Source organism: Winogradskyella sediminis (assembly GCF_003387355.1).
GTDB classification, from domain to species: domain Bacteria; phylum Bacteroidota; class Bacteroidia; order Flavobacteriales; family Flavobacteriaceae; genus Winogradskyella; species Winogradskyella sediminis.
Window position 1 is genome coordinate 33,913 of the sequence record NZ_QUNH01000004.1, and the last position, 24,471, is coordinate 58,383.

A 24,471-nucleotide genomic window follows, 5' to 3' on the forward strand; every position below is an offset into this window, starting at 1 on the left:
GTTTAAGAGCTTTCTTCGAGGTACATTTTACGTACTTTTCTAAATAATTCAGAAGAATAAACAAAGTTGGTTACCGCTTCGTTTTCAGTTCTAAATATGGTTTCGCTAGAGCCTTCCCATTCTAAAAGTCCGTTTTTCAGGAAAACAATTTTCTCCCCAATTTCCATAACAGAATTCATATCGTGCGTATTTACAACAGTCGTGATATCAAATTCATCTGTGATTTCTTGAATTAGGTTATCTATAACAATAGCTGTTTTTGGGTCGAGACCAGAATTAGGTTCATCACAAAATAAATATTTTGGCCTGTTAACAATGGCTCTTGCAATAGCAACACGTTTTTGCATACCACCAGAAGCTTCACTTGGCATTTTTTTGTGAGCATCAGCTAAATTTACACGCTTTAAAACTTCGTCAACACGATCTTCCATTTCACTTTTACTTTGTTTTGTAAACATGCGTAAGGGGAACATTACGTTTTCAGCAATAGTCATAGAATCAAATAAGGCGCTTCCTTGAAAAACCATACCCATTTCTGACCGTAAATTTGTTTTTTCTGTTCGAGAGAGTTTACTGAAATTTTTACCTTCATAAGAAATAGAACCACTTTCATATTCAAACAGTCCAAGTAAACATTTTAAAAATACTGTTTTCCCAGATCCACTTTGCCCTATGACTAAGTTGGTTTTACCTTTATTAAATGTTGTAGTGATACCTTTTAAAATTTGAGTATCTCCAAACGATTTTTTTAAGTCTTTAACTTCTATCATAATTAGCCGAGCAATATACTGGTTAGTAAAAAGTTGACAAGTATTATTAATACACTGGTCCAAACAAAAGAGGTTGTACTTGCTTTACCAACTTCTAATGCACCACCTTTCATAAAATAGCCATAAAACGAAGGTATCGTTGCTAATAAAAAAGCAAAAACAAAGGTTTTTATAAAGGCGTAAATAAAGTGAAAAGGAATAAAATCTAATTGCACTCCTTCAATGTAATTTTCCATGGTGCCATAACCACCATAGACACAGGCCATAAGTCCGCCTAATATGCCTAAAAACATAGCAATAGAAATAACAAATGGATATAAGGTTAAAGCAATAAATTTAGGAAACACCAAATAGTTAATGGCATTAATTCCCATAACTTCTAGAGCATCAATTTGTTCTGTAACACGCATGGTTCCAATACTAGATGTAATAAAAGATCCCACTTTACCAGCCATTATTATAGAAATAAATGTCGGTGCAAATTCTAGTATTATTGATTGCCGAGTTGCGAAGCCTACCAAGTACTTAGGCATTAAAGGGCTTGTCATATTCAGCGATGTTTGTATTGCTACAACACCACCTACAAAAAACGAAATAAAGGCTACAATACCGAGCGATCCTATAATGAGATCATCAATATCTTTTAAGATTAAAGGTTTCATTACTGACCATTTAGTAGGTCTGCGAAAAATATCTTTAATCATTATAAAATAGGTGCCTATATTATGCAGATAAGTTATGGGTGTTTTCATTAATGCTAAAGTATAAAAAATGATTAGTTATTAATGTTAATTTAAACTAAGATAATTTAAAAATTGTATTTTTGAGACTCAAATTAAAGACTGATTCAAATGAAAAATATCTTCTCCATAATTGTTGTTTTTTTAATTCTTTCCTCTTGTGGTGCACAAAATACGACTACAGAAATAAATAAGAAAACTTCTGATTTGGAATCTAACGGTAGACCAAAATTAGTGGTTGGTATTGTTGTAGATCAAATGCGTTACGATTACCTTACACGGTTTGCATCACAATATGGAGATGGTGGTTTTAATCGTATGATAGATGAAGGTTTTAACTGTAAAAATAATCACTTTAATTATGTCCCAACTTACACAGGTCCTGGTCACGCTTCTGTATATACAGGGACGACGCCAAAAAATCATGGTATAATTGGTAATAATTGGTATGATAAAGAAATTAAAGAAATGGTGTATTGTGCCAGTGACGCTGATGTAAATTCAGTCGGAACCGAAGATAAAGCAGGTAAAATGTCACCACATAGATTGCAGACCACCACGTTTGCAGATGAAAATAGATTGTTTACGCAAGGGCAAGGGAAAACTATTGGTATTGCATTAAAGGATAGAGGAGCAATTTTACCAGCGGGTCATACTGCAAACGCAGCGTATTGGTTTCATGGTAAAGATCAAGGTCGTTGGATATCGAGTTCGCATTATATGGAGGAGTTGCCAAAATGGGTTTTAGATTTTAATACGTCTACACAAGCCGAATCATATTTAAAGGAATGGAATACGTACTATGATATTTCAACATATATTGAGAGTGGAGTTGATGAGAATACCTTTGAAGGAGGTTTTAAAGGGAAAGACAAAGCAACCTTTCCTTACGATTTAAAAGCTTTAAGTAAGGATAACAGAGGATATGATATTTTAAAAGCAACACCTTATGGAAATAGCTTAACCACAGATTTTGCATTGGCAGCTATTAAAGCCGAAAATTTAGGGCAAGACCAGATTACAGATATTCTAGCCGTGAGTTACTCGGCAACGGATTACGTTGGTCATAATTTTGGGGTTAACTCGAAAGAAATTGAAGATACGTACATTCGTTTGGATAAAGATTTAGAGCGTTTATTCCAATATTTAGATACTACGGTAGGCAAAGGTGAGTATACTGTTTTTTTAACAGCTGATCATGGTGCTGTAGATGTACCTTCTTACTTACATTCATTAAAAGTGCCAGCCGGCTATGTTGATAATAAGGATAGAAAGGCTATGTTCAATGCTTTTTTAAATGCAACATACGGTACTGATTCTATCGTAGAAAACATTAGTAACGACCAAGTATTTATCAATAGAGATAAGGTTAAGGAATTAGGGTTAAAACTTAGTGACGTTCAAGAAACGATTGCTATGGAACAATTGAGTTACTTAAATGTCGCTAAAGTATATACAGCGACAACAATGAGTACTACTAGTTTTTATGAGGGTATAGAGGCTTTATTGCAGAATGGTTTTAATCAAAAACGATCAGGCGATGTTTTGTTGGTAAATGATACGTCTTTCATTTCTTACGGAAAAACAGGATCTACACATGGTAGTGGCTTAAACTATGATACACATGTACCTTTGTTATTTTTTGGTAAAGGAATTAAGCATGGTGAAACATATGATAAAACCGTGATTCCTGATATTGCTGCTACTATGTCAGCGCTTTTAGGTATTAGTTTTCCTAATGGAGCAACAGGCCAGCCTTTAGGATTTGTGATTGATTAATCCGTTGCTTTGAAGAGAAAACCCATTTTTACAATTATTGCAATTCTAATTGTAATAGGTATTTATAGCTATGACTATTACCTTACTTCTAAAGAAAACGCTATAATTATAGAAGAAGGAAAAACGTTAAAGGAGCACACAAATAACTTTTTTTTACCAACGAGCACAACAGGTCAAATAATACATCATCAAAATTACTCGTTATCGTATAGTGAGTCTTACGAACAAGCAGAATGGGTAGCCTATGAATTAAAAGCATCACACTTAAGTGCTACGAATCATAAAAGACCCTATTTTGAAATTGATGAAGCCGTAAAAACCGGCGCAGCACATTGGCGTAATTATAAGAAATCGGGCTATGATAAAGGGCATTTGTGTCCTGCAGGCGATCGACGTTTTTCGAAATCGGCACACGACGAAACATTTTTAACCAGTAATATTAGCCCTCAAGAACATCAATTTAATGCAGGAGTGTGGAATCGCTTAGAACAAAAAATACGTTATTGGGCCAAAAAGAATGATGGTGTGTTTGTAGTGACAGGTGGTGTTTTAAATGAAAATTTAAAAACTATTGGTGATGAACATGTGGCGGTACCAAATCAGTTTTACAAAGTAATAGTAGATTATACCCAAGGGAAGGTTAAAATGTTAGCTTTTCTTATGGAACATAAAAATTCAAATTTACCTTTATATACCTTTGTGGTTTCAGTAGATGAGGTAGAAGCATTAACAGAAATTGATTTTTTTCCAGAATTAGAAGACCGTTTAGAAAATCAGTTGGAGGCCTCTCGCAGTTATAAAAGTTGGAGTTTTTAACGAAGTTTGTCTGTAATACCTTTCCATCTCAAATCTCTTATAAACTTACCTTCCTCCTTAGAGACTAAAAATGCAGATGCATTAGATTTTGCTTTAAAATACCCATTCATATAATCCTTAAACAACCTAAAACTTCTTTTTTTGTATGCGAGTTTCAGTGCTGAAATTAAAGTAATCCAAAAACCATAACGCATTTTGTACATGGCTTCTCCCTGTAAATATTTGGACGCTTTGTTATAAGAGTGTCCTGTGGGTTTTAAATGTTTTACATGAAGAGATTCATCCGTTAAAATAGTCCAGCCGTGGTATCTTGCTAATAATTCGTCTACGGTGTCCCAACCCATTGACGGTTTAAGTTGACCTATTTGCTCAAAGCATGCTTTTCTATACGCTTTTAAAGCCCCTCTTATATGATCTTTATTAGTTAGGTTTTCTAAAATCCAGTTGCCATTATGTGCAATGTAGCAGAAACCAGAAACCATACCTAATTGTTTATTTGAATGGAAATGGTCTGCTAATTTTTCCAAATAATTCTCAGGAAAAATAAGATCAGCATCAAATTTACAAATGATGTCATAGTCATCATCAAGAAATGCTAAACCTTTGTTGAAGGCATTTATAATTTTAGATCCAGGGAGGTGCTTATCTGAAGATTTTGAATTTATAATGGATAACCAAGAGTGCTTCAAAGTATAGGATTCAACAATGTTTTGAGTCTTGTCTGAAGAATGATCATTGACTACCACAACACGTTTGGGAAGCAGTGTTTGCTTCGCTAAAGACTCTAAAGTGTCACCAATGTAATCTTCTTCGTTATGCGCAGGAATGATGATGTAAAAGTTCAAAACTGAAGTCTATTTTTTCAAAGTTAAACTCTTTCTGCATAAACAATATAATATCTCGGAGTAAAACGTCTTAAGATGGGTCTAATGCCTAATTTATTTACAGGATTGGTCCATTTTTGTCGATCTTTAATTTGCCATCCTGTTTTTTCTAAAAGCCAATCGAGTTGCCAATCTTCAAACTCATGGTAATGTCTATCTAACATGTCTGTTTTACTCTTATAAGCAGAAGAAAACCATAGTTTTAAAGGCACACTAATTAAAAGTTTGTCTGTTTTAATAGATTTTAAAACTTCATATGGAGATAAAAGGTGTTCAAAAATTTCGAAAGCCGTAACTACGGCTGCTGAAGAATTTTTAATAGCAGAGGTGTCTTCGTCTAAATCTTCACCTGTAGTGTTTTCAACTGAAAAACCTTCAGAAATCATAATCTCTGAAAATGGGTTTTTTACACCCAAATCTAAAATTGATTCTGAAGTGCTTATATGTTTCTGTAAAAACTGGAGTGTGAGTTTAAAACGTTTATTTGGAAAAGTGTTTTCGTACATTTAAGCGAGTTATGAAATTTTAATACTGATAAACAATAGCATTAATATTCATACCAGCACCTACACTTGCAAAAATAATAACGTCACCTTTATGAATCTCTTGATTTTCTACCTGCCCTTTTAAAATCATATCAAATAATGTTGGCACGGTTGCAACACTAGAATTACCGAGCATATTGATGGTCATTGGCATTATGCCATCTGGCATTTTCATGTTATGTAATTTATAAAAGCGATTTACAATGGCTTCATCCATTTTTTCATTTGCCTGATGAATCAATATTTTTTTGACATCTTTAATGGCTACACCACTTTTATCAAGGCAAGATTTTAAAGCTTTGGGAACATTAGATAGTGCAAACTCATAAATTTTGCGACCATACATTTTAATGTATCTACGTTTGTCTTTACTTTGCTTATCGTTTGTTTCACCAAAGAAAATATAATGCGCTTCATCAAAGGCGAAGGTTGCCGATTCATGAGCTAAAATGCCACCTTCTATGTCGCTTTGCTCAATAATAGCAGCGCCAGCACCATCACTGTAAATCATAGAGTCTCTATCGTGTTTATCAATAACACGAGATAAAGTTTCAGACCCAATAACTAAGCAACGTTTTGCTATGCCTGAAGCTATAAATGCTTTTGCTTGTATAACACCTTCAATCCAACCCGGGCAACCAAAAAGTAAATCGTAGCCTACGCATTTTGGATTTTTAATTTTAAGTAAGTGTTTTACACGAGATGCTATGCTCGGAACCGTATCGCTTTGTTCAGAGTTATGCAATACATCACCATAATTATGAGCAACAATAATGTAATCTATCGTTTCTCTATCAATATTTGCATCTTCAATGGCTTTTTCGGCAGCAAAAGATGCGATATCGGAATTGCTAAGGTCTTGTGTTACATACCTTCGTTCCCTAATGCCTGTAATGGCTTTAAATTTTTCTACAATAACTTCATTGGAATTCTTAATTGTAGATCCATCTGCATTTAAAAATTGATGATTATAAAAGTTCTCGTTTTTCTCTATATAACTTGGTATATAGCTTCCTGTCCCAGTGATTTTAATCCCCATCATAATTTATTTTCGTAATTACAAAATTAATGATTATTAAAGAGCTATCATCACGGCATAGTTTTAAAGATACAATTTTTAATAAATTCTTAAAAATTGTAGTCTGTCACTATATAAAACATAAAAAAGTATTCAAAATGAATACTTTTTTACGTTTTATGTGCTTTTAATTAGGCTTCCATGTAGGCTTCTATAGGTTCGCAGCTACAAACTAAATTTCGATCTCCATAAGCATCGTCTACACGTCTTACACTTGGCCAAAATTTATTGTCTTTTACAAAATCTAATGGATATGCAGCAGCGGTTCTACTGTATGGTAAAGTCCATTCATCTGATGTTAGCATACCTAATGTGTGAGGTGCATTTTTTAAGATGTTATTGGTGTCATCTTTAGACGAGGCATCGATTTCTTTTCGAATAGAAATCATAGCATCACAAAAACGATCCATCTCAGCTTTACTTTCACTTTCTGTAGGTTCAATCATCATTGTGCCAGCAACAGGGAAAGATACGGTTGGTGCATGGAAACCATAATCCATTAAGCGTTTTGCAATATCTGTAACTTCAATACCATTGGCTTTAAAGTCACGACAGTCAATAATCATTTCGTGAGCGGCTCTTCCCATTTCACCAGAGTAAAGCGTTGGGTACGATCCGCTTAAACGTTCTTTGATGTAATTAGCATTTAAAATGGCTATTTCAGTAGATTTCTTTAAACCTCTGTAACCTAGCATTTTGATATAGCCATAAGAGATTAGACAAACTAAGGCTGAACCAAACGGTGCACCAGAGACTGCAGTGATAGCTTGATGTCCACCTGTTTTTATAATTGGGTTGCCTGGTAAAAACGGCACTAATTGTTTAGCCACGCAAATTGGTCCAACTCCTGGTCCACCACCACCATGAGGTATAGCAAAAGTTTTGTGTAAATTTAAGTGACACACATCGGCCCCAATATTTCCTGGATTGGTTAAACCTACTTGGGCATTCATATTGGCTCCATCCATATAGACTTGGCCTCCGTTATCGTGAATAATCTTAGTGATTTCCTTTATAGAAGCTTCATAAACCCCATGCGTAGATGGATAAGTTACCATAATAGCAGAAAGATTATCTTTATGTAATTCTGCTTTTTCTCTTAAATCTTCAACATCGATATTACCATTTTCAGAGGCTTTGGTTACGACCACTTTCATTCCGGCCATTACAGCACTTGCTGGATTGGTACCATGTGCGGATGAAGGAATTAAACAAATATTTCTATGGTGATCTCCACGCGATTCATGATAGGCTTTAATAACCATTAAACCGGCAAATTCACCTTGAGCACCAGAATTAGGTTGCAGTGATGTGGCTGCAAATCCTGTAATTTCAGATAACTGATTCTCTAATGCTTTTAGCATTAATTTGTACCCTTTAGCCTGATCAGTCGGTGCAAAAGGATGCATACTTCCCCAACTTGGCCAGCTTAATGGTAACATTTCTGCGGCTGCGTTTAATTTCATAGTACAAGACCCTAGAGAAATCATGGAGTGATTTAATGCTAAATCTTTACGCTCTAAGCGTTTGATGTAGCGCATTAATTCAGTTTCAGAGTGATAAGTGTTGAAAACGTCAAAGGTTAAGAAATCTGATTGACGTTGTAAGTGTGTTGGAATGGTTTCATTAATTGATATAGATTCAATTTTATCTGTTGATTTTCCTGTTACTTTTTCAAAAATTGAAATAATATCATTTAAGTCTGAAATAGTTGTAGTTTCGTTTAAAGCAATTGTAACCGTATTGGTGTCTGGATAATGAAAATTTACTTCCTTTTGTTCTGCTTCATACTTTACATTAACAGCATCTGCTTTAATTTGAATGGTATCAAAATAATGTGTATTGACTTGTTCTAGTCCTAAACGCTCTAAGGCTTGTGCTAGGGTAGAAGTGGCGTTTTTAACTTTGTCTGCGATAAACGTAAGACCTTTAGGGCCATGATATACAGCATACATACCAGCCATTACGGCTAAAAGTACTTGTGCTGTACAGATGTTAGAGGTGGCTTTGGCACGCTTAATATGTTGTTCTCTGGTTTGTAAAGCCATGCGTAAGGCTCTGTTGCCATTAGCGTCTTTTGTGACTCCGATAATACGTCCTGGAACATCGCGCTTATAGGCTTCTTTAGTCGCAAAATATGCGGCATGAGGACCACCATAACCCATAGGAATACCAAAACGTTGTGTGGTACCGATAACGACATCAGCACCAAATTTTCCCGGAGATTCTAGTTTTACCAAACTTAAAAGATCTGCAGCCACAGCGACTTTAATATTTTCAGCATTGGCTTTTTCTATAAATCCTTTAATGTCTGTTATTTGTCCATTTTTTCCAGGGTATTGTAATAACGCTCCAAAGTATTCATTAGATAAGTTGTAATCTGCTTCATTACCAATAATTAATTCGATACCGATTGGATTGGCTCTCGTTTCAAGTAAATCAATAGTTTGGGGTAATACTAAATCTGAAACAAAGAATTTATTGACCTTAGCCTTCTTTTGAGCACGATCTCTTACAGCAAACAATAATCCCATGGCTTCAGCAGCTGCAGTACTCTCATCTAATAATGATGCGTTAGCAATTTCCATTCCAGTTAAATCAATAATCATGGTTTGAAAATTTAACAGCGCTTCTAATCTCCCTTGTGCTATTTCGGCTTGATATGGTGTGTAGGCGGTATACCATCCTGGATTTTCTAAAATATTGCGTTGAATTACAGCTGGTAAGTTTGTAGGGTAATAGCCTAAGCCAATGTACGTTTTGAAAATCTTATTGTGTTGTGATAATTCGTTGATATGATTAAGATATTCTTGCTCACTCAATGCAGCATCAAGGTTTAAATCATTATCTAAACGAATATTATCTGGAATGGTTTCCGTTACTAATTGTTCAATATTTTTAACACCAATAGTGTCTAACATGGCTTGTTGTTCATCTGAATTTGGGCCAATATGTCTGAGTGCAAAAGAAGTTGTGTCCATTAAAAAAATATAATTTATATAATTCTGCAAAAGTACGGATTTAGCCTAAGTTTTTAGTTAATGAAAACTAAAGTTTTGAACCGATATTAGAGGTTATTAACACAATTCTTACTTTTGTGTTATGGAAGTTTTTAAACGCCTCTTTAACTTTTATCTCAATAGTAGTATTCATGTTGCTTTGGCTGCCTTGTCTTTAGTATGGGTGACCATAATTGAGCTCAACTTAGAGTTTGATACCGCTTTGCTTTGCTTTGTGTTTTTTGCAACCGTAACAGGATATAATTTTGTGAAATACTTTGGAGTGGCAAAGTTTCATCACCGTAGTTTGGCGAGCTGGTTAAAGGCCATACAGGTATTCTCGTTTGTAGCCTTTGTAGCCATGTGCTATTTTGTTTTGAAGCTTAACGTGGAAACATTAATTGTTATCGGAATACTTGGGATTATTACATTTTTTTATGCTATTCCTATTATGGTTCCGAAGCGTTATTTATTCGATGATCATAAGAATCTACGGCAAGTGAGTGGTTTAAAAGTGTATCTTATTGCATTGATTTGGATGTTTACCACTGTAATACTGCCTATAGTAAATGGAGACATTGCTATCAACTTCGATGTCATCATAACAAGTGTTCAACGCTTTAGTTATGTGCTTGTATTAATGTTGCCTTTTGAGATAAGAGATCTTAATTTTGATAGTTTAAAACTGGCAACTATTCCTCAGAAAATAGGTGTCGTAAAAACTAAAATTTTTGGAGCTATTCTTTTAATGGTCTTTTTATTATTAGAAGTACTTAAAGTTAAATCAAATCAAGAATCGGTAATTTCAACCATGAGTATGACGTTAATAACGTTAACGTTGTTGCTTTATTCAAATAAAAACCAATCGAAATATTTTAGTGCTTTTTGGGTGGAGAGTTTACCAATTATATGGCTGTTAATTTTGTTGTTGCTTAGTTAACTCTTTATCTATTACAGACTGTAGTTTGTGACGTTCCTCTGCTTCTAAGCATTGCACTTTAGAGGATTCTATAGTTTCTGATAACTTTGTGTTCTTTTTAGAGTATGTTTTAGTGATGCTGCAATAAAAAAGACGTATTCGTAGCTTAAATTGCTCCCAAGTTGTCGCTTCATCATATTGTGCTTTGTCACAAATATGTTTGGCTTCATCACAGCTTATAAATAAAAAACTTTTTTTCATCATTAGTGTCCTTGTAAACGGAATATCATTTATTTAAACCAATTATCCTCCATGCATTCAGACAATGCTGTTCGTGCTCTGTGAATAATTACCCATAGGTTAGACGCAGTAATATCTAATTCTTTACAAATAGTTTCTGTATCGTAACCTAAAATGGTTTTCATCTTAAAAACATCTGCTTGTTTTTCAGGTAACTTAGCTAAACAATCGTAGATAGCGTCACCTAATTCCGAATTTACCAACGTGTCTTCTGCAGTTTTAACCGTGTTATCTGCAACTCGTTCTTCTAGCCAATCTCCTTCAGTATCTGTATCCGTATTATAATTCATTCTAACTTCGGCTTTACCTTTATTAGAATTAATTTTACGGTAATAATCTATAATTTTTCGTTTTAAAATTGAAATAAGCCAAGTACGTTCGCTAGCCTCACCTTTAAAATTTTTCATAGATTTTAGACCAGCCAAAAAAGTTTCAGAGATTAAATCTTGAGCAATTTCTCTGTTATTTACACGGGTTATCGTGTAATTAAATAAGTAATCCGAATAAAGAGTTACCCAATTGTTAGGGTCTATGGTATGCTTAGGCATCGTTCAATTGCATTGCTGAGCCAAAAATAAGTTAAAAAGTTGAGATTTAATTTAGTTAATGAAGATTACTTATCGCACGGTCTATTGTTTGATATTTAAACTTAAAACCTGCTTGTATTAATTTTTCAGGAATAACATTTCTACTTTTTAAAACTAATTCGGATTCTGTACCTATTAGTTTGGCTCCAAAATCTATTAACCATTTAGGTTGAGGTATGGCAATAATTATTTTGAGTTCTTTTCTTATGGTTTGCATTAAAATAGAATTTGTTGTTGGCGCTGGCGATACAATATTATAAATACCTTTTAGTTTATTTTCTATTATGAAGTTAACGGCTCTGGCAAAATCTGTTTCATGTATCCAACTTACTTTTTGTTTACCATGCCATTGTTTGCCTCCTAATCCAAGATGGGTAAGTCGTTTTAGTGGCATTAAAGCACCTCCATTTTTTCCTAATACAATGGAGGTTCTTAAAATAATTTTTCTTGTTCGTGGTGTTTCGATATGATTAAATGCAGCTTCCCACGATTTAGCTATATTCATGGAGAAGTCATTACCAATATCTCCGTGTTCTTCTGTCATTTGTTTATGGTAAGAATCGTTATAAATGGTAGCAGTAGACATATTGAGCCATGTTTTGGGTGGATTTTTACATAGATTTATAGCTCTGCCTAGTGTTTTCGTTGAATCTATTCTAGAGTCGTGTATCAATTTTTTATTGGTTTCTGTATATCTGCAATCCACAGATTTACCAGTGAGATTGATAAGCACATCTGTATGTTCTAGTGTTTTCGCCCAATCATCTAAATCCTTTGCATTCCAATAAATATGATTTGTTTTTGTAGGGTTTCTGGTTAATATTTTTATGCCGTATTGTTTTTTAGAATAATAAGATTCTAGAACCTGTCCTAGAAATCCGGAGCCGCCTGCGATGATGATAGTTTTCAAGTTATAGAAATAAAATTAGAAGTAAAATAAGTAGACGATACAGTATCCAAGTAGCTGATAACAGCTTTAGTAACTCTAAAAGTTTTATACGCCTTATATGTTCAAATAGCATAATGGCTGCTGTGAATCCGAACCAAAAGAGTAGGACTAATTCAGGTATTTGAATCATTGAATCTATTATTAAAACAGGAATTAACATAAGACTTCCCATTAAGGAGACCGTCATAAGGTTTCCGAAGTAGTTGAGTTGTTTTTCAAAGTTTAATTTCGAAATGAATAAAGCTTGAAACCCAATCTGGCCTATAGTAATTAAAGCTTCTCTTATAAAATTAGACTCAGGTATACGTGTAATTAGTTTGCTGAATTTAAACAGTACAAGACTCGCTATTAGTGTTGCAAATAAAATGTAAATGTATCTGTACGTGTAGTTAAAATTTGGAACACATTGTAGTGTTTGTGTTTTGTCTTCTTTACTCGGAATTATGACTTTTCGGTTATAAGATATAAATGAGTACAGTTTTTTTAATCCGAATTTAATAGGTTTTACATGGCCTATTTTTTCTACCCATGGCATTGAATTGCCTAGGACTTTTAGTAAGCTATCAATACCATAAATAACGGTTTTGTTTTTGTTGTCAATTAGCGCAATTTCATTTGTGGCACGTTGTAAGTCTATAAATTTTTGCTCCTCGTTGGTTAAATCGCAATACGCTTTTCTGCCGTTATTATCTAACATTTTTACTTTTATAAATCCACTTGTATAGATATTACATAAGGGACAATCTTTGTCATAAAGTAAAGTTTGGTTTTGTAGAGTTTTCATGATTTTTGTTTGTTTTAAACTTTCAGAAAAAATTGAAAGTATTTTGTAAAAAAATATAGTATTACTATTTCATCAGTTTTAAAACAGACTTTGTTAGCCAATTTTGTTTCTGATTCACCATTTTATTCATCAATGTGTCTAAATCTTGCGTTAATTGATTTAGTGCCTTCGTTTGCTTAATTAACTCTTTTGCTTTTTCTGAACCATCATCTTTTATGGCAGATACTTCGTCTAGTACTTTAATAACAGGTCTAATTTCTCTTCGGCTTCGTTCTTTGGCTATTGTGCGTGCTAATTCTTGTACGTCTTTTTCTGTAGTAAAGAATTCTTTTCGTTCACCAGAAACAAGAACTTTAGTTACTATTCCCCAATCCATAAGTTGTCTTAAATTCATACTGGTATTCCCACGCGAAATTTTAAGCTCATCCATAATATCTTCCATAGACAAAGGGCTTGTGGAAATAAAAAGTAACGCTTGTATTTGAGCCATGGCTTTGTTTATGCCCCATAGTGACCCTAAACTTCCCCAAGTACTAATAAATTTTTCTTTTGCTTCTTGATATTCCATAATGCAAATATATGATAAATTTTAAACTTTCAATAAACTTTGAAAGTTTATTTGGTTTGATAATGTATATGATCATCATGTCGAACCGCTTTACAACCGTGAAAGCGTATTTTCGATCTATGACTTAAGCCAAGGGAATGCTTAAGATGGGGTTCTATAAATAGTTTGTGTGCTGAAGGACTAGAAAGTAATTGTTTAATCAATATAGCCGTTTTACCCTTATCAAGTTGCAGATTATTTAAAGTTCCAAAAGTGAGGTGTTTGGTGAAATCGTACTGCCAGTACCCTTTCTGTAAACATGAATTTGTACTATAATTTTTATCCGAATGGGCAAATACACCATAGCCAGAAGTCGAAGGTTTTTTGTTTGTAGATTTTCCTTGAGGATCTAAATACATTAAGGAGATATCGATTTTCTTTCCGTCATTATGACTAAGATGTGGTAATAAAGGAAAACCATTAAGAAAAGGAAAATTTCCGTCTAAATAGGTAATTGTAATATCTGAAACCGATAAAGCATAAGCAGCATCTTCTAGCTGAACTTTTAATTCTGAATTAACATAATTACGAAAGGCTAAAGGATAAAACCAGTTTCGAGGTTTTAAATGGTCATTAAACCAAGGTAGTTTTTCTCTTCCAAAAAAGGAGGCTATAGGAGGGATTATAACAATATTAAATAGCAGATAAAGTAAAGGGAAAACAATGCGCTTTCCCTTTTTTATTTTATGTGAAATAATCATAGCAAGTAGCCAGATGATTCCGCCAATTTGCGTGATTGCTGTTAACACTATAATGATCGCGACATGTCTAAAAAGTTTTAATACTTTCATAAACAGTGAACGCTTAAACTTTAAGTTTTATTTTAATAAACCTGCACGTCTCAATAAAGCTTCAGGCTTTGGTTCTTGTCCTCTAAATTTTTGGTACAATATCATTGGGTTTTCAGTACCTCCTTGAGATAGGACATAGGTTTTAAATTTATCGGCAACCGTTTTATTAAAAATACCTTCTTCTTTAAAGTATTCAAAAGCATCAGCATCTAAAACTTCGGCCCATTTGTAACTGTAATAGCCAGAAGAATATCCTCCTTGAAAAATATGAGAAAACGATGTGCTCATACAGTTTTCTGCAACGTCAGGATATAAGTTTGTATCCCCAAAGGCTTCTACTTCATGAGATTTAACATTGTTGATGTTTGAAGGATCTATACCATGCCAAGACATATCTAGTAATCCAAAACTCAATTGACGCAATGTTTGCATCCCTTCATGAAATGTAGCTGACGCTTTTATTTTTTCAATGAGTTCCATCGGTATCACTTCACCCGTTTCGTAATGGGTTGCAAATAATTCTAAAGCTTCTTTTTCGTAGCACCAATTTTCTAACACCTGACTTGGTAATTCTACAAAATCCCAATAAACACTAGTTCCAGAAATACTAGGGTATGTTGTGTTGGCGAGCATACCATGAAGCGCATGCCCAAACTCATGAAACAAGGTGGTAACTTCATTAAAAGTTAATAATGATGGTTTACTCTTAGTTGGCTTAGTAAAATTACAAACGATAGATACATGTGGTCTTTCATTAACCCCATCTTTTATCATCTGTGGTTTAAAAGAGGTCATCCAAGCACCATTTCTTTTGCCTGCTCTTGGGAAAAAGTCAGCATAGAAAATGGAAACTAATTCTCCTTCGTTATCAGTAACTTTATACGTTAAAACGTCTTCGTGATATTTATCAATAGTATTAATTTCTTCAAATTGTAAACCAAATAATTTATTGGCCACAGTAAACGCTCCATTAACCACATTTTCTAACTTAAAATAAGGTTTCAATTGCTCGTCATCCAAGTCAAATAATTTTTGTTTCAACTTTTCTGAGTAATAGCCAGAATCCCATTTTTGAAGCTGGTCAATACCATCCAAATCTTTTGCAAAATCTTCTAGTTCTTTAAATTCGTCCTTAGCGGCTGGCTTAGCCTTTTCTAATAGTTCATTTAAAAACGAGGTTACTTTTTCTGGTGTTTCTGCCATACGCTCTTCTAATACAAAGTGTGCGTGTGTTTTATAGCCTAAAAGTTGTGCACGTTCAAAACGCAATTGCGCTATTTTAAGAACTATATTTTGGTTGTCTAATTCATCGTTTTGGAACCCTTTTCTGCCAAAGGCCTTAGAGAGTTTTTCTCTTAATGCTCTATGATCTGCATAAGTCATAAACGGAATATAGCTTGGGTAATCTAAGGTGATTAACCAACCGTCTTTGTCTTTGCTTTCGGCTAGTTGTTTAGCTGCTTCTTTGGCTCCTTCTGGTAAACCTGAGACCTCGGCTTCGTCGGTAAGATGCATTTCAAATCTATTGGTTTCTGCTAAAATATGTTCACCAAATTTTAATTTTAACTGACTTAACTCTTTGTCAATAGCACGTAGTTTTTCTTTTTTATCTTCTGGTAAATTGGCACCATTTCGAGAAAAGCCTTTGTATTTTTTATCGAGTAGTGTGTTTTGTTCTGTAGTTAAGTCTAAACTCGATTTTGCATTATAAACCGCTTTTACACGTTTAAATAAAGCTTCATTTAATGTGATATCATTACTAAATTCAGAAAGTAAAGGGGACACCTCTTGAGCAATTTTCTGAATCTCGTCATTGGTTTCAGCCGAATTTAGATTAAAGAAAATACTAGATATACGATCTAATTCTTCACCTGAATAATCTAAAGCTGCTATGGTGTTTTCAAAATTAGGAGCTTCTTCATTTGAAGCAATGGCATCAATTTCAGCTTTAGCTTTTTCTATAGCAATATTAAAAGCCGATAGATAATCTTCTGTTTTTATTTTAGAAAAAGGTGCTGTTTTATATGGAGTATTGAAAGAATGATTAAGAATTGTCATTATATATTATTTTTTTTATCAAATAATTGATAATCTGATTTTTAACTAAAAATTAAGAGAATGAATATAGGAGTAATTTGTATTTTTGCAACATCTTTTTAGTGATACATATGACTATAAAGAATTGATTAATAGCAAAGAGAGGCCTTGATGTAAATTGAGGCTTTTTTTATAAGCTTTTTGAAGCATCAATAACCTTCGCTTTTAAGCCTTCTTTATAAACCATTATCTTGTCTAAAACACATTGGTCTGAACTGCCTATAATCTGTGCAGCTAAAATTCCAGCGTTTTTTGCACCATTAAGTGCTACAGTTGCTACAGGAACACCTCCTGGCATCTGAAGAATAGACAATACAGAATCCCAACCATCAATAGAATTACTGCTTTTTACAGGCACTCCAATTACTGGTAAAGGAGACATTGAAGCTACCATACCTGGTAAATGTGCTGCTCCACCTGCGCCTGCAACGATAACTTTAATGCCTCTAAGGTGAGCGTTTTTACTAAACTCATATAGCTTTTCTGGTGTTCTGTGTGCTGAAACGATATCGACTTCAATATCTATGTCAAATCCGTTTAAGATATCAATAGCGTCTTGCATTACTGGCATGTCGCTAGTGCTTCCCATTATAATGGCTACTTTACTCATTTTTATTCGCTAATTACTTCGATTGTTTGTTTTACTTGTTCTGCTATGGTTCTCGCTGTATTTAAATCTTTATTGACTATTGTAACATGACCCATTTTTCTGAATGGCCTGGTTTGTTTCTTACCGTAAATGTGCGGTGTAACTCCATCCATAGCTAAGATGTTTTCAATGTTTTTATACACTACATTTCCGGTGTGATTTTCTGCACCAACCAAATTCACCATAACTCCAGCAACTTTACTCGCGGTATCACCTAAAGGTAAACCAAGAATACATCTAATCTGTTGCTCAAATTGAGATGTATAACTAGCCTCAATGCTGTAGTGTCCAGAGTTATGTGGTCTTGGAGCCACTTCATTAACTAAAATGTCATCGTTTTCAGTTTGAAACATTTCAACAGCTAATAAACCAACATGTTTAAATTCAGAAGCTACTTTCAAGGCGACTGATTCTGCTTTTTTGGCAATCTCTTCAGGAATCCTTGCAGGACAAATAACATATTCTACCTGGTTGGCTTCTGGATGAAATTCCATTTCGACAACAGGATAAGTCTTCACATCGCCTTGTGCATTACGCGCAACAATGACAGCCAATTCATTTTTAAAAGGAATTAATTGTTCAGTAATACATTCTACATTTGGTAAATCCTTCAAATCTGAAATGCTTCTTACCACTTTCACTCCAGTACCATCGTATCCAAAACGTGCGCTTTTCCACACAAAAGGGTAATTTAAGCCTCCATGATTTATGGCGTCATCAATCTCAGAGGTATAGGCAAATCTTGAAAAATCTGCTGTCGGAATCCCATGATCACGATAAAATAATTTTTGAGTGCCTTTATTCTGAATTGTTCGTAATGTTTTTGACGAAGGAAAGACTTTAACTCCTTGTTTTTCTAGTGTTTCTAAGGCGTCTACATTAACGTTTTCAATTTCAAAAGTTAAAACGTCTAGGTGTTTTCCGAAGTTGACAACGGTATCGTAATCTAACAAATCACCTGTTGTAAATTCATCGCAAGCTAAGCGCGATGGTGCTTCTGGACTAGGGTCGATTACACATGTGTAAATATCAAATTTTCTGGTGTCATACAACATCATTTTACCAAGTTGGCCACCACCTAAAATTCCGAGTTTAAAATTGGAAGAGAAATAGTTCATCAATTTTTTATATTATTCCCAAGTTTAAGGGAAACTTTTTAAGATTAAATATCTGCTTTTCAATAGCAAAAATACGCTAAAAATGACACATACTTCTAAATTCGTAAATCAAAAATCCCTGAAACAGCAATCAAATATGTATCTTTGCATTTCTAAAATAAAAAGAAAGTGATTAAGCTTCACGATTTATACTTTAAACCTTTTATCTCTGAACAAGAAATAGATGCTGCTGTCCAAAAGATGGTAGATGGTATTGCTGACGATTTGGGTGATGAAGTGCCTGTTTTTATAGGAATTTTAAACGGCTCATTTATGTTAGTGAGCGACTTTGTGAAAAAATATCCCAAACCTTGTGAGGTAACTTTTATTAAACTAGCTTCTTATGAAGGAGTAAAGTCTACGGAAGATATTCAACGTTTAATTGGTTTAACCCAAGATTTAACAGGAAGAACGGTTGTTATTTTAGAAGATATTATAGATTCAGGTAACACTTTAGAAGAAGTGCACCGCATTTTTGAAAACGAAAATGTAAAACAATTAATTATTGCAACATTGTTTTATAAACCTGAAGCTTATAACAAAGATTTTAAACTTCATTACGTCGGTATGGAGATTCCTAACAAGTTTATTGTGGGTTATGGCTTAGATTATGACGGCTTAGGAAGAGACTTACCAGATGTATATCAATTAAAAACCACACAACATATGACAAACATAGTGCTATTTGGCCCTCCAGGTGCAGGTAAGGGAACTCAAGCTAATTTTCTAAAAGAAAAATACGATTTAATTCACATCTCTACAGGTGACGTTTTTAGATTTAATATTAAAAACGAAACCGCATTAGGAATGTTAGCTAAATCCTATATGGATAAAGGAGAATTAGTGCCAGATCAGGTGACTATTGATATGTTGAATAAAGAAGTGGAGAAAAACGCTGGAGCTAACGGTTTTATCTTCGATGGTTTTCCAAGAACCAACGAACAAGCTAAAGCCTTAGATGAATTAATGGAAGCAAAGGATTCTCAAATTGATGCTATGGTTGCATTAGAAGTCGATGATGAAGTGCTGGTAGGACGTTTGTTAGAGCGCGGAAAAACGAGTGGTAGAACCGATGATTCGGATGAAGATATAATTAGAAACCGTATAAAACAATACTATAAAAAAACAGCAATATTAAAGGATTACTACGCAAATCAAAATAAATATTTTGGTGTGGATGGTGTTGGTAGTATTGAAGAAATTACAGTGCGTTTAAGCACAGTGATAGATAAACTGTAAACTATCATTCTTGCTAAGAGCAGGAATCTATTGTTTTAATTAATTAAAAAAGTTTCCGTATCTACGGAAAGTAAGCATGACTGAAGGAAATTTTGTTGACTACGTAAAAATGCATGTTTCTTCTGGTAACGGAGGAAAAGGTTCTGCGCATTTACATCGCGAAAAATATATACAAAAAGGTGGTCCAGATGGAGGAGATGGTGGTCGTGGAGGTCATATTATTTTGCGTGGAAACTCTAACCTTTGGACGCTAATTCACTTAAAGTTTAAACGTCACTTTAAAGCGGGTCATGGTGCACACGGAAGTTCGGGGCGAAGCACAGGAGCTGATGGTGAAGATATTTACATCGATGTACCTTTAGGAACTGTAGTTAGAGACTCTGAAACAGATGCCGTTCTTTTTGAAATCACAGAAGATGGTGAGGAAAAAATTGTTGTAGAAGGCGGTATGGGAGGTCGCGGTAACTGGCATTTTAAAAGTTCTGTAAATCAAACTCCACGTTACGCACAGCCAGGAATGCCTCTTGAAGAAAAGGATATTACGTTAGAACTTAAAATCTTAGCAGACGTTGGCTTGGTAGGCTTTCCTAATGCTGGTAAATCTACATTATTGTCTGTATTAACCTCTGCAAAACCTAAAATTGCAGATTATGAGTTTACTACATTAAAGCCAAATTTAGGTATTGTAGAATATCGCGATTTCCAATCGTTTGTAATGGCAGATATTCCTGGTATTATTGAAGGTGCAGCAGAAGGAAAAGGTTTAGGTTATTACTTTTTAAGACATATTGAACGTAACTCTATACTCTTATTTTTAATTCCGGCTGATGCCAAAGATATCGTTGAGCAATACGAAATTTTAGAAGACGAATTACGACGTTATAATCCAGAAATGCTAGATAAGGAACGTCTAATTTGTGTCTCTAAGTCAGATATGTTAGACGATGAGTTAAAATCTGAAATAGCAACTATTCTCGATAAAGACTTAAAGTCAGAGTATCTTTTTATCTCTTCTGTGGCGCAGCAAGGCCTTACCGAATTAAAAGATAAACTTTGGAAGATGTTAAATGATTAATGTTTAGAACGCATTAAAATGAAATCATATCTTAAAAATCTGGTTGAGTTAAACGACACTATACAAAGTAAACGTTTTGCTTATTTTATTCAGTTTTTAATTATTGTTTCATTCATTACATTTTCAATTGAAACTTTACCAGATTTAAAACCTCAAACTAGAGTTGTTCTCAACGCTATAGAAGCCTTTTGTGTTATTATTTTTACGTTTGAGTATTTAGCGCGTATTTATGTGGCTGATCGTAAACTGAAATTTATCTTCAGCTTTTTCGGGATTATCGATTTCTTAGCCATTTTACCGTTTTACCTCGCTTTCGGAATTGATTTAAGATCGCTGAGATTACTTAGAATGTTTCGACTGTTCCGACTATTTAAATTGGTACGGTACAATAAAGCCATACGTCACTTTGCGAATGCTATGAAATTGGCGAAAGAACAGATCATTCTCTTTATGATTATTACCATCATGCTTATTTATTTTGCAGCAGTTGGTATTTATTATTTTGAAAACGAAGCGCAACCAGAACATTTTTCTTCTATTTTTTCTAGTCTTTGGTGGTCCATCGTAACTTTAACTACTGTAGGTTATGGTGATGTTTATCCGGTTACCGTAGGTGGTCGTATTTTTACGTTTTTCATGTTGTTAATTGGCTTAGGGATTGTGGCTATTCCGACAGGGATTATTTCATCATCTTTAACAAAGGCAGTAGAGCCCACTGAAGATAAAAAATAGTATGATTTTTTAGTATAATCCTAAATTCTGTATGATGAGAATGTATTTTGTATTAATGGCACTGGTTTTTAGTTTTATTGGTTTTGGACAATGTCCGGGAGAAGATGTTCTATTTTTCAGTCAGGCCGAAGTCAATAATTTTAGTTTAGAATATCCCAATTGCGATACCATAGAGGGCTTTTTATTAATCCAAGGGAGTGATATTACCGATGTATCCTCACTATCTCAAATAAACTCCGTAGGAAGTCTTCTTATTAATGAGACAGCACTTACTAGCTTACAAGGTTTGGAAGCCTTAACAATAACTGGTTTAAGCGACGAAGATGCCTTTATCGTAATTGATGACAATCCCTTACTTCAGCATATAGAATTCTTAAATAACTTTACGGTTAATCTACCTGTGGTATTTCTAATTAGAGATATGGAAAACTTAACGTCATTAGAAGGATCAGAACCAATTGGCGAGGTTGTAACACTCATTTTAGAGAATAACGATGCGTTAACAGATTTAAATGGTTTAAACGAGAATCTCAATATTATTGGCGGACTAGTTCAAAGTCCTTTTCTATATATTGGTGAACATGCTAATTTAACGGATATTTCAAGGTTAAACACAGCACAATTCAATAGTTTTACCTCTGCTGAAATCATTAACAATACTCAACTTTCGGTATGTGAAAATGATTTGGTCTGTACTTTAATAGCTAATAATGCCATTACTATTCTAGATAATGCCTTGGGCTGCAATACAAGGTCTGAAGTACAGTTAGTTTGCAACAATTTGTCACTTCAACAAAATGAAATAGCTGAATTTAAACTGCACCCAAATCCAGTCTCTGGAACATTATTTATAGATGACATTAATACACATCAATTAATAAATGTGAAGCTGTATTCGAGTTTGGGTAAAAAAGTATTTGAAACTACTGAAAAGAAAATCGATTTTACAAATTTCCAACCTGGGATGTATATGATTGAAATTACAACCACGACAGGGAGTTTAACAAAAGTTGTGATAAAGGAATAAAGGGATTTTACTATCTTTAAATTAAAAAGATGAAAGCTTTAAAATTCTTATTTCTAACGTTTCTTTTAACGTCTTGTGGTGCTGTAGTTCACTACGATTACGAGAAATCTACTGACTTTAATCACTACAAAAGTTACAATTATTTTGGTGATATGAAAACGGGTTTATCTCAATTAGATACCAAACGCTTAATTAGAGTCATGGACGCAAAACTAGAATCGATGGGTTTAACACGATCTGAACATCCAGATTTTTTTATTGATATTTTTAGTCAGGATATTCAAAACCGAACAAATAGCAATGTTGGTATTGGTGTGGGTGGTTCTGGCCGTAATGTTGGAGGAGGTTTATCAGTAGGCCTACCAATTGATGGTCAGAAAAATACAAGAGAATTAACTATTGAGTTTGTAGACGATACTAAAACAGGCATGTTTTGGCAAGCTATCAGTGAGAGTAATTACAGTGATAATGACACTCCTAAAAAGCGAGAAGAACGATTTCATTCTTTGGTAGAAAAAATGTTTTCAAGCTATCCGCCAACATCAGAATAATTTCTGCTTTTATTGTTTAACAAGTCTCTTGCTTGCAATTAATACAGAATTAGCATAAAAGTTAGTTACGTATATTCCTGAACTCAAATTACTAATATCTAGTGACGTGTTTTTTTGATTATATACGTTTACAGACTTTACTATTTTTCCATCAAGACTTACAATGTCAACGGTTAAAATATCATTTAATATGTTGTCTATTTGTATGTTTACAATATTCGTGGTTGGGTTAGGGTATAGCTTCAAGCTAAATTCGTTTTCCCTTACATTTTGTATTCCTAAGGTATTGTCAATTGTCCAAGTGACGGTCGCTACATGAATTGTTTCATGATTATCGATATTGATTAAGCTAGTTTCATCTTGTACCAAAACAGTTAACGTGTTGGTATCCGTAACTAAATCACTCTCTTCAATCGCAATGTTCATTTCATTGGTTGCAATGGTGTCTCCGTTTAAAGTCCACGTTGTTGTTATAGTGTTTTCTGGAAGTGTTTGAATACTGTTGGCTTCAAAATTTAAGGGAAAACTTGGGGTGTTAATAGTAGCTTCAGTTGGAGCATAAGAATCTATTGGTGATACTAAATCGTGAATTTTTTCAATAATTCCTTCTTTACACACTGCGCAAAAATCATAACCAAGGTAACGCATTTTGCATGTTTGATGCGGTCGGTTCCAGGTTGATGCTGTTCCCGAGCTGGCATAAGCATAGATACCCACATTGTCTATGTCAATCCAATTTTTCCATCTCACTAAAGTAGGATCCGTTTCTTGGGTCATGTTTATTGCTTCTGCAGCAAGTAAATCTCCTGGGTAATATTCATCTTTTAAATTTACAAACGAATGTCCTAATTCGTGTATGGCAATTTCGCTAGCACTTGTACCTGTTGAAGTCACTGGAAATGTGCCTCCACTTCCTCCGTAATAAGGTGAGTTTACCAAAAGAAGTGCTTGGTCATATAGCGGGAAATTGTTGGCTAAAACAGTGCTAATTAATGCGCTATTTTCTGTGTATAATAATCTGTGAATGTCATAGCTGTCATAAGATGTGCCAAAATAATTATCTACAGTCAAGGTGGGCACGGTTGAAGTCGGCTCGTCTGGAGCCGTTCCTGGATGCGTGGCGCCACTTTCATTAGACGGGACTTTAATAATATGTACGTTGAAGTAGTTTTCGTAATTAGAAAAAGGTTCTTGAGAAAACATATCATTCATAAAATTAAGAGCATCAGCTTCAAACTGTGCCATTTCGCTGGCTTGATATCCTTCACTTAAAATGACGAGATTAATCCGCTTGTCATCGCTACCCGAAGTTTTAATGGTTTCTACTTCAAAGGTTTGAGAAAAAACGAAATGTACATGGCAAAATAAAATAATTAAGAGTAACGGTTTTTTCATT

General features: G+C 34.2%; 24 protein-coding genes. 8 read left to right on the forward strand and 16 right to left on the reverse strand.

Going from position 1 to position 24,471, the window contains the following annotated elements:
• Nucleotides 1-2: 2 nt before the first annotated feature.
• Both C8N41_RS14785 and C8N41_RS14790 read right to left on the reverse strand, forming a co-directional pair.
• Entirely contained in the window at nucleotides 3-770 is a 768-nt protein-coding gene (locus tag C8N41_RS14785) for an ABC transporter ATP-binding protein (protein ID WP_092446736.1), read from the reverse strand.
• Nucleotides 771-772: 2 nt separating this feature from the next.
• The gene (locus C8N41_RS14790; protein ID WP_092446737.1) at nucleotides 773-1,522 is read right to left on the reverse strand and encodes an MlaE family ABC transporter permease; all 750 of its coding nucleotides are present in this window, start codon (nucleotides 1,520-1,522) and stop codon (nucleotides 773-775) included.
• Nucleotides 1,523-1,621: 99 nt separating this feature from the next.
• Here C8N41_RS14790 and pafA point away from each other — a divergent pair, with 99 nt between their 5' ends.
• On the forward strand, nucleotides 1,622-3,289 hold the full coding sequence (gene pafA / locus C8N41_RS14795) for an alkaline phosphatase PafA (protein WP_115839853.1): 1,668 nt from the start codon (nucleotides 1,622-1,624) through the stop codon (nucleotides 3,287-3,289).
• 9 nt (nucleotides 3,290-3,298) lie between these two features.
• Complete coding sequence (locus C8N41_RS14800) at nucleotides 3,299-4,105, forward strand: DNA/RNA non-specific endonuclease (protein WP_115839854.1); 807 nt, start codon at nucleotides 3,299-3,301, stop codon at nucleotides 4,103-4,105.
• Here C8N41_RS14800 and C8N41_RS14805 read toward each other — a convergent pair.
• From C8N41_RS14805 to gcvP, 4 genes are all read right to left on the reverse strand, one after another.
• Entirely contained in the window at nucleotides 4,102-4,950 is an 849-nt protein-coding gene (locus C8N41_RS14805; protein WP_115839855.1) for a glycosyltransferase family 2 protein, read from the reverse strand. The genes C8N41_RS14800 and C8N41_RS14805 overlap by 4 nt on opposite strands.
• A gap of 23 nt (nucleotides 4,951-4,973) precedes the next feature.
• Nucleotides 4,974-5,495, reverse strand: coding sequence for a methyltransferase (locus C8N41_RS14810; protein WP_115839856.1), 522 nt, complete (start codon nucleotides 5,493-5,495; stop codon nucleotides 4,974-4,976).
• A gap of 19 nt (nucleotides 5,496-5,514) precedes the next feature.
• Nucleotides 5,515-6,573, reverse strand: coding sequence for a 3-oxoacyl-ACP synthase III family protein (locus C8N41_RS14815; RefSeq protein ID WP_115839857.1), 1,059 nt, complete (start codon nucleotides 6,571-6,573; stop codon nucleotides 5,515-5,517).
• 170 nt (nucleotides 6,574-6,743) lie between these two features.
• Nucleotides 6,744-9,593 (reverse strand): aminomethyl-transferring glycine dehydrogenase, encoded by a 2,850-nt coding sequence (gcvP, locus tag C8N41_RS14820; RefSeq protein WP_092446744.1) that lies wholly within the window; start codon nucleotides 9,591-9,593, stop codon nucleotides 6,744-6,746.
• A 121-nt stretch (nucleotides 9,594-9,714) separates the two neighbouring features.
• Between gcvP and C8N41_RS14825 the strand changes: the two genes are divergently transcribed.
• Complete coding sequence (locus C8N41_RS14825; protein ID WP_115839858.1) at nucleotides 9,715-10,551, forward strand: UbiA prenyltransferase family protein; 837 nt, start codon at nucleotides 9,715-9,717, stop codon at nucleotides 10,549-10,551.
• On the opposite strand, the gene C8N41_RS14830 is transcribed toward C8N41_RS14825, so the two are convergent.
• From C8N41_RS14830 to C8N41_RS14870, 9 genes are all read right to left on the reverse strand, one after another.
• A complete protein-coding gene (locus C8N41_RS14830) occupies nucleotides 10,528-10,794 on the reverse strand; it encodes a hypothetical protein (RefSeq protein WP_092446746.1) in 267 nt (88 codons plus the stop codon). The two genes, C8N41_RS14825 and C8N41_RS14830, sit on opposite strands and share 24 nt — an antisense overlap.
• A 26-nt stretch (nucleotides 10,795-10,820) precedes the next feature.
• Nucleotides 10,821-11,378, reverse strand: a complete 558-nt coding sequence (locus tag C8N41_RS14835; protein ID WP_092446747.1) for a sigma-70 family RNA polymerase sigma factor — start codon at nucleotides 11,376-11,378, stop codon at nucleotides 10,821-10,823.
• Between the two features lie 55 nt (nucleotides 11,379-11,433).
• Nucleotides 11,434-12,327: a TIGR01777 family oxidoreductase gene (locus C8N41_RS14840; protein ID WP_092446748.1), complete on the reverse strand. Its 894-nt coding sequence runs from the start codon at nucleotides 12,325-12,327 to the stop codon at nucleotides 11,434-11,436.
• A 1-nt stretch (nucleotide 12,328) separates the two neighbouring features.
• Entirely contained in the window at nucleotides 12,329-13,150 is an 822-nt protein-coding gene (locus C8N41_RS14845; protein ID WP_115839859.1) for a DCC1-like thiol-disulfide oxidoreductase family protein, read from the reverse strand.
• A 64-nt stretch (nucleotides 13,151-13,214) separates the two neighbouring features.
• A complete protein-coding gene (locus tag C8N41_RS14850) occupies nucleotides 13,215-13,718 on the reverse strand; it encodes a GbsR/MarR family transcriptional regulator (protein ID WP_092446750.1) in 504 nt (167 codons plus the stop codon).
• 47 nt (nucleotides 13,719-13,765) lie between these two features.
• Nucleotides 13,766-14,548 (reverse strand): hypothetical protein, encoded by a 783-nt coding sequence (locus C8N41_RS14855; protein ID WP_249033287.1) that lies wholly within the window; start codon nucleotides 14,546-14,548, stop codon nucleotides 13,766-13,768.
• A gap of 27 nt (nucleotides 14,549-14,575) precedes the next feature.
• Nucleotides 14,576-16,606: a M3 family metallopeptidase gene (locus C8N41_RS14860; protein ID WP_115839860.1), complete on the reverse strand. Its 2,031-nt coding sequence runs from the start codon at nucleotides 16,604-16,606 to the stop codon at nucleotides 14,576-14,578.
• Nucleotides 16,607-16,775: 169 nt separating this feature from the next.
• Nucleotides 16,776-17,255, reverse strand: a complete 480-nt coding sequence (gene purE, locus C8N41_RS14865) for a 5-(carboxyamino)imidazole ribonucleotide mutase (protein WP_092446752.1) — start codon at nucleotides 17,253-17,255, stop codon at nucleotides 16,776-16,778.
• Nucleotides 17,256-17,257: 2 nt separating this feature from the next.
• Nucleotides 17,258-18,412: a 5-(carboxyamino)imidazole ribonucleotide synthase gene (locus C8N41_RS14870; RefSeq protein ID WP_115839861.1), complete on the reverse strand. Its 1,155-nt coding sequence runs from the start codon at nucleotides 18,410-18,412 to the stop codon at nucleotides 17,258-17,260.
• Between the two features lie 168 nt (nucleotides 18,413-18,580).
• Between C8N41_RS14870 and C8N41_RS14875 the strand changes: the two genes are divergently transcribed.
• From C8N41_RS14875 to C8N41_RS14895, 5 genes are all read left to right on the forward strand, one after another.
• Complete coding sequence (locus tag C8N41_RS14875; protein ID WP_092446754.1) at nucleotides 18,581-19,690, forward strand: adenylate kinase; 1,110 nt, start codon at nucleotides 18,581-18,583, stop codon at nucleotides 19,688-19,690.
• Between the two features lie 76 nt (nucleotides 19,691-19,766).
• On the forward strand, nucleotides 19,767-20,765 hold the full coding sequence (gene obgE, locus C8N41_RS14880) for a GTPase ObgE (RefSeq protein ID WP_092446755.1): 999 nt from the start codon (nucleotides 19,767-19,769) through the stop codon (nucleotides 20,763-20,765).
• Nucleotides 20,766-20,783: 18 nt separating this feature from the next.
• The gene (locus C8N41_RS14885) at nucleotides 20,784-21,497 is read left to right on the forward strand and encodes an ion transporter (protein ID WP_115839862.1); all 714 of its coding nucleotides are present in this window, start codon (nucleotides 20,784-20,786) and stop codon (nucleotides 21,495-21,497) included.
• Nucleotides 21,498-21,537: 40 nt separating this feature from the next.
• On the forward strand, nucleotides 21,538-22,524 hold the full coding sequence (locus C8N41_RS14890) for a T9SS type A sorting domain-containing protein (RefSeq protein ID WP_170137139.1): 987 nt from the start codon (nucleotides 21,538-21,540) through the stop codon (nucleotides 22,522-22,524).
• A 29-nt stretch (nucleotides 22,525-22,553) separates the two neighbouring features.
• Nucleotides 22,554-23,075, forward strand: coding sequence for a DUF4136 domain-containing protein (locus C8N41_RS14895; protein WP_115839864.1), 522 nt, complete (start codon nucleotides 22,554-22,556; stop codon nucleotides 23,073-23,075).
• A gap of 9 nt (nucleotides 23,076-23,084) precedes the next feature.
• Here C8N41_RS14895 and C8N41_RS14900 read toward each other — a convergent pair whose 3' ends face one another.
• A complete protein-coding gene (locus C8N41_RS14900; protein ID WP_115839865.1) occupies nucleotides 23,085-24,470 on the reverse strand; it encodes a T9SS type A sorting domain-containing protein in 1,386 nt (461 codons plus the stop codon).
• Nucleotide 24,471: the final 1 nt, after the last annotated feature.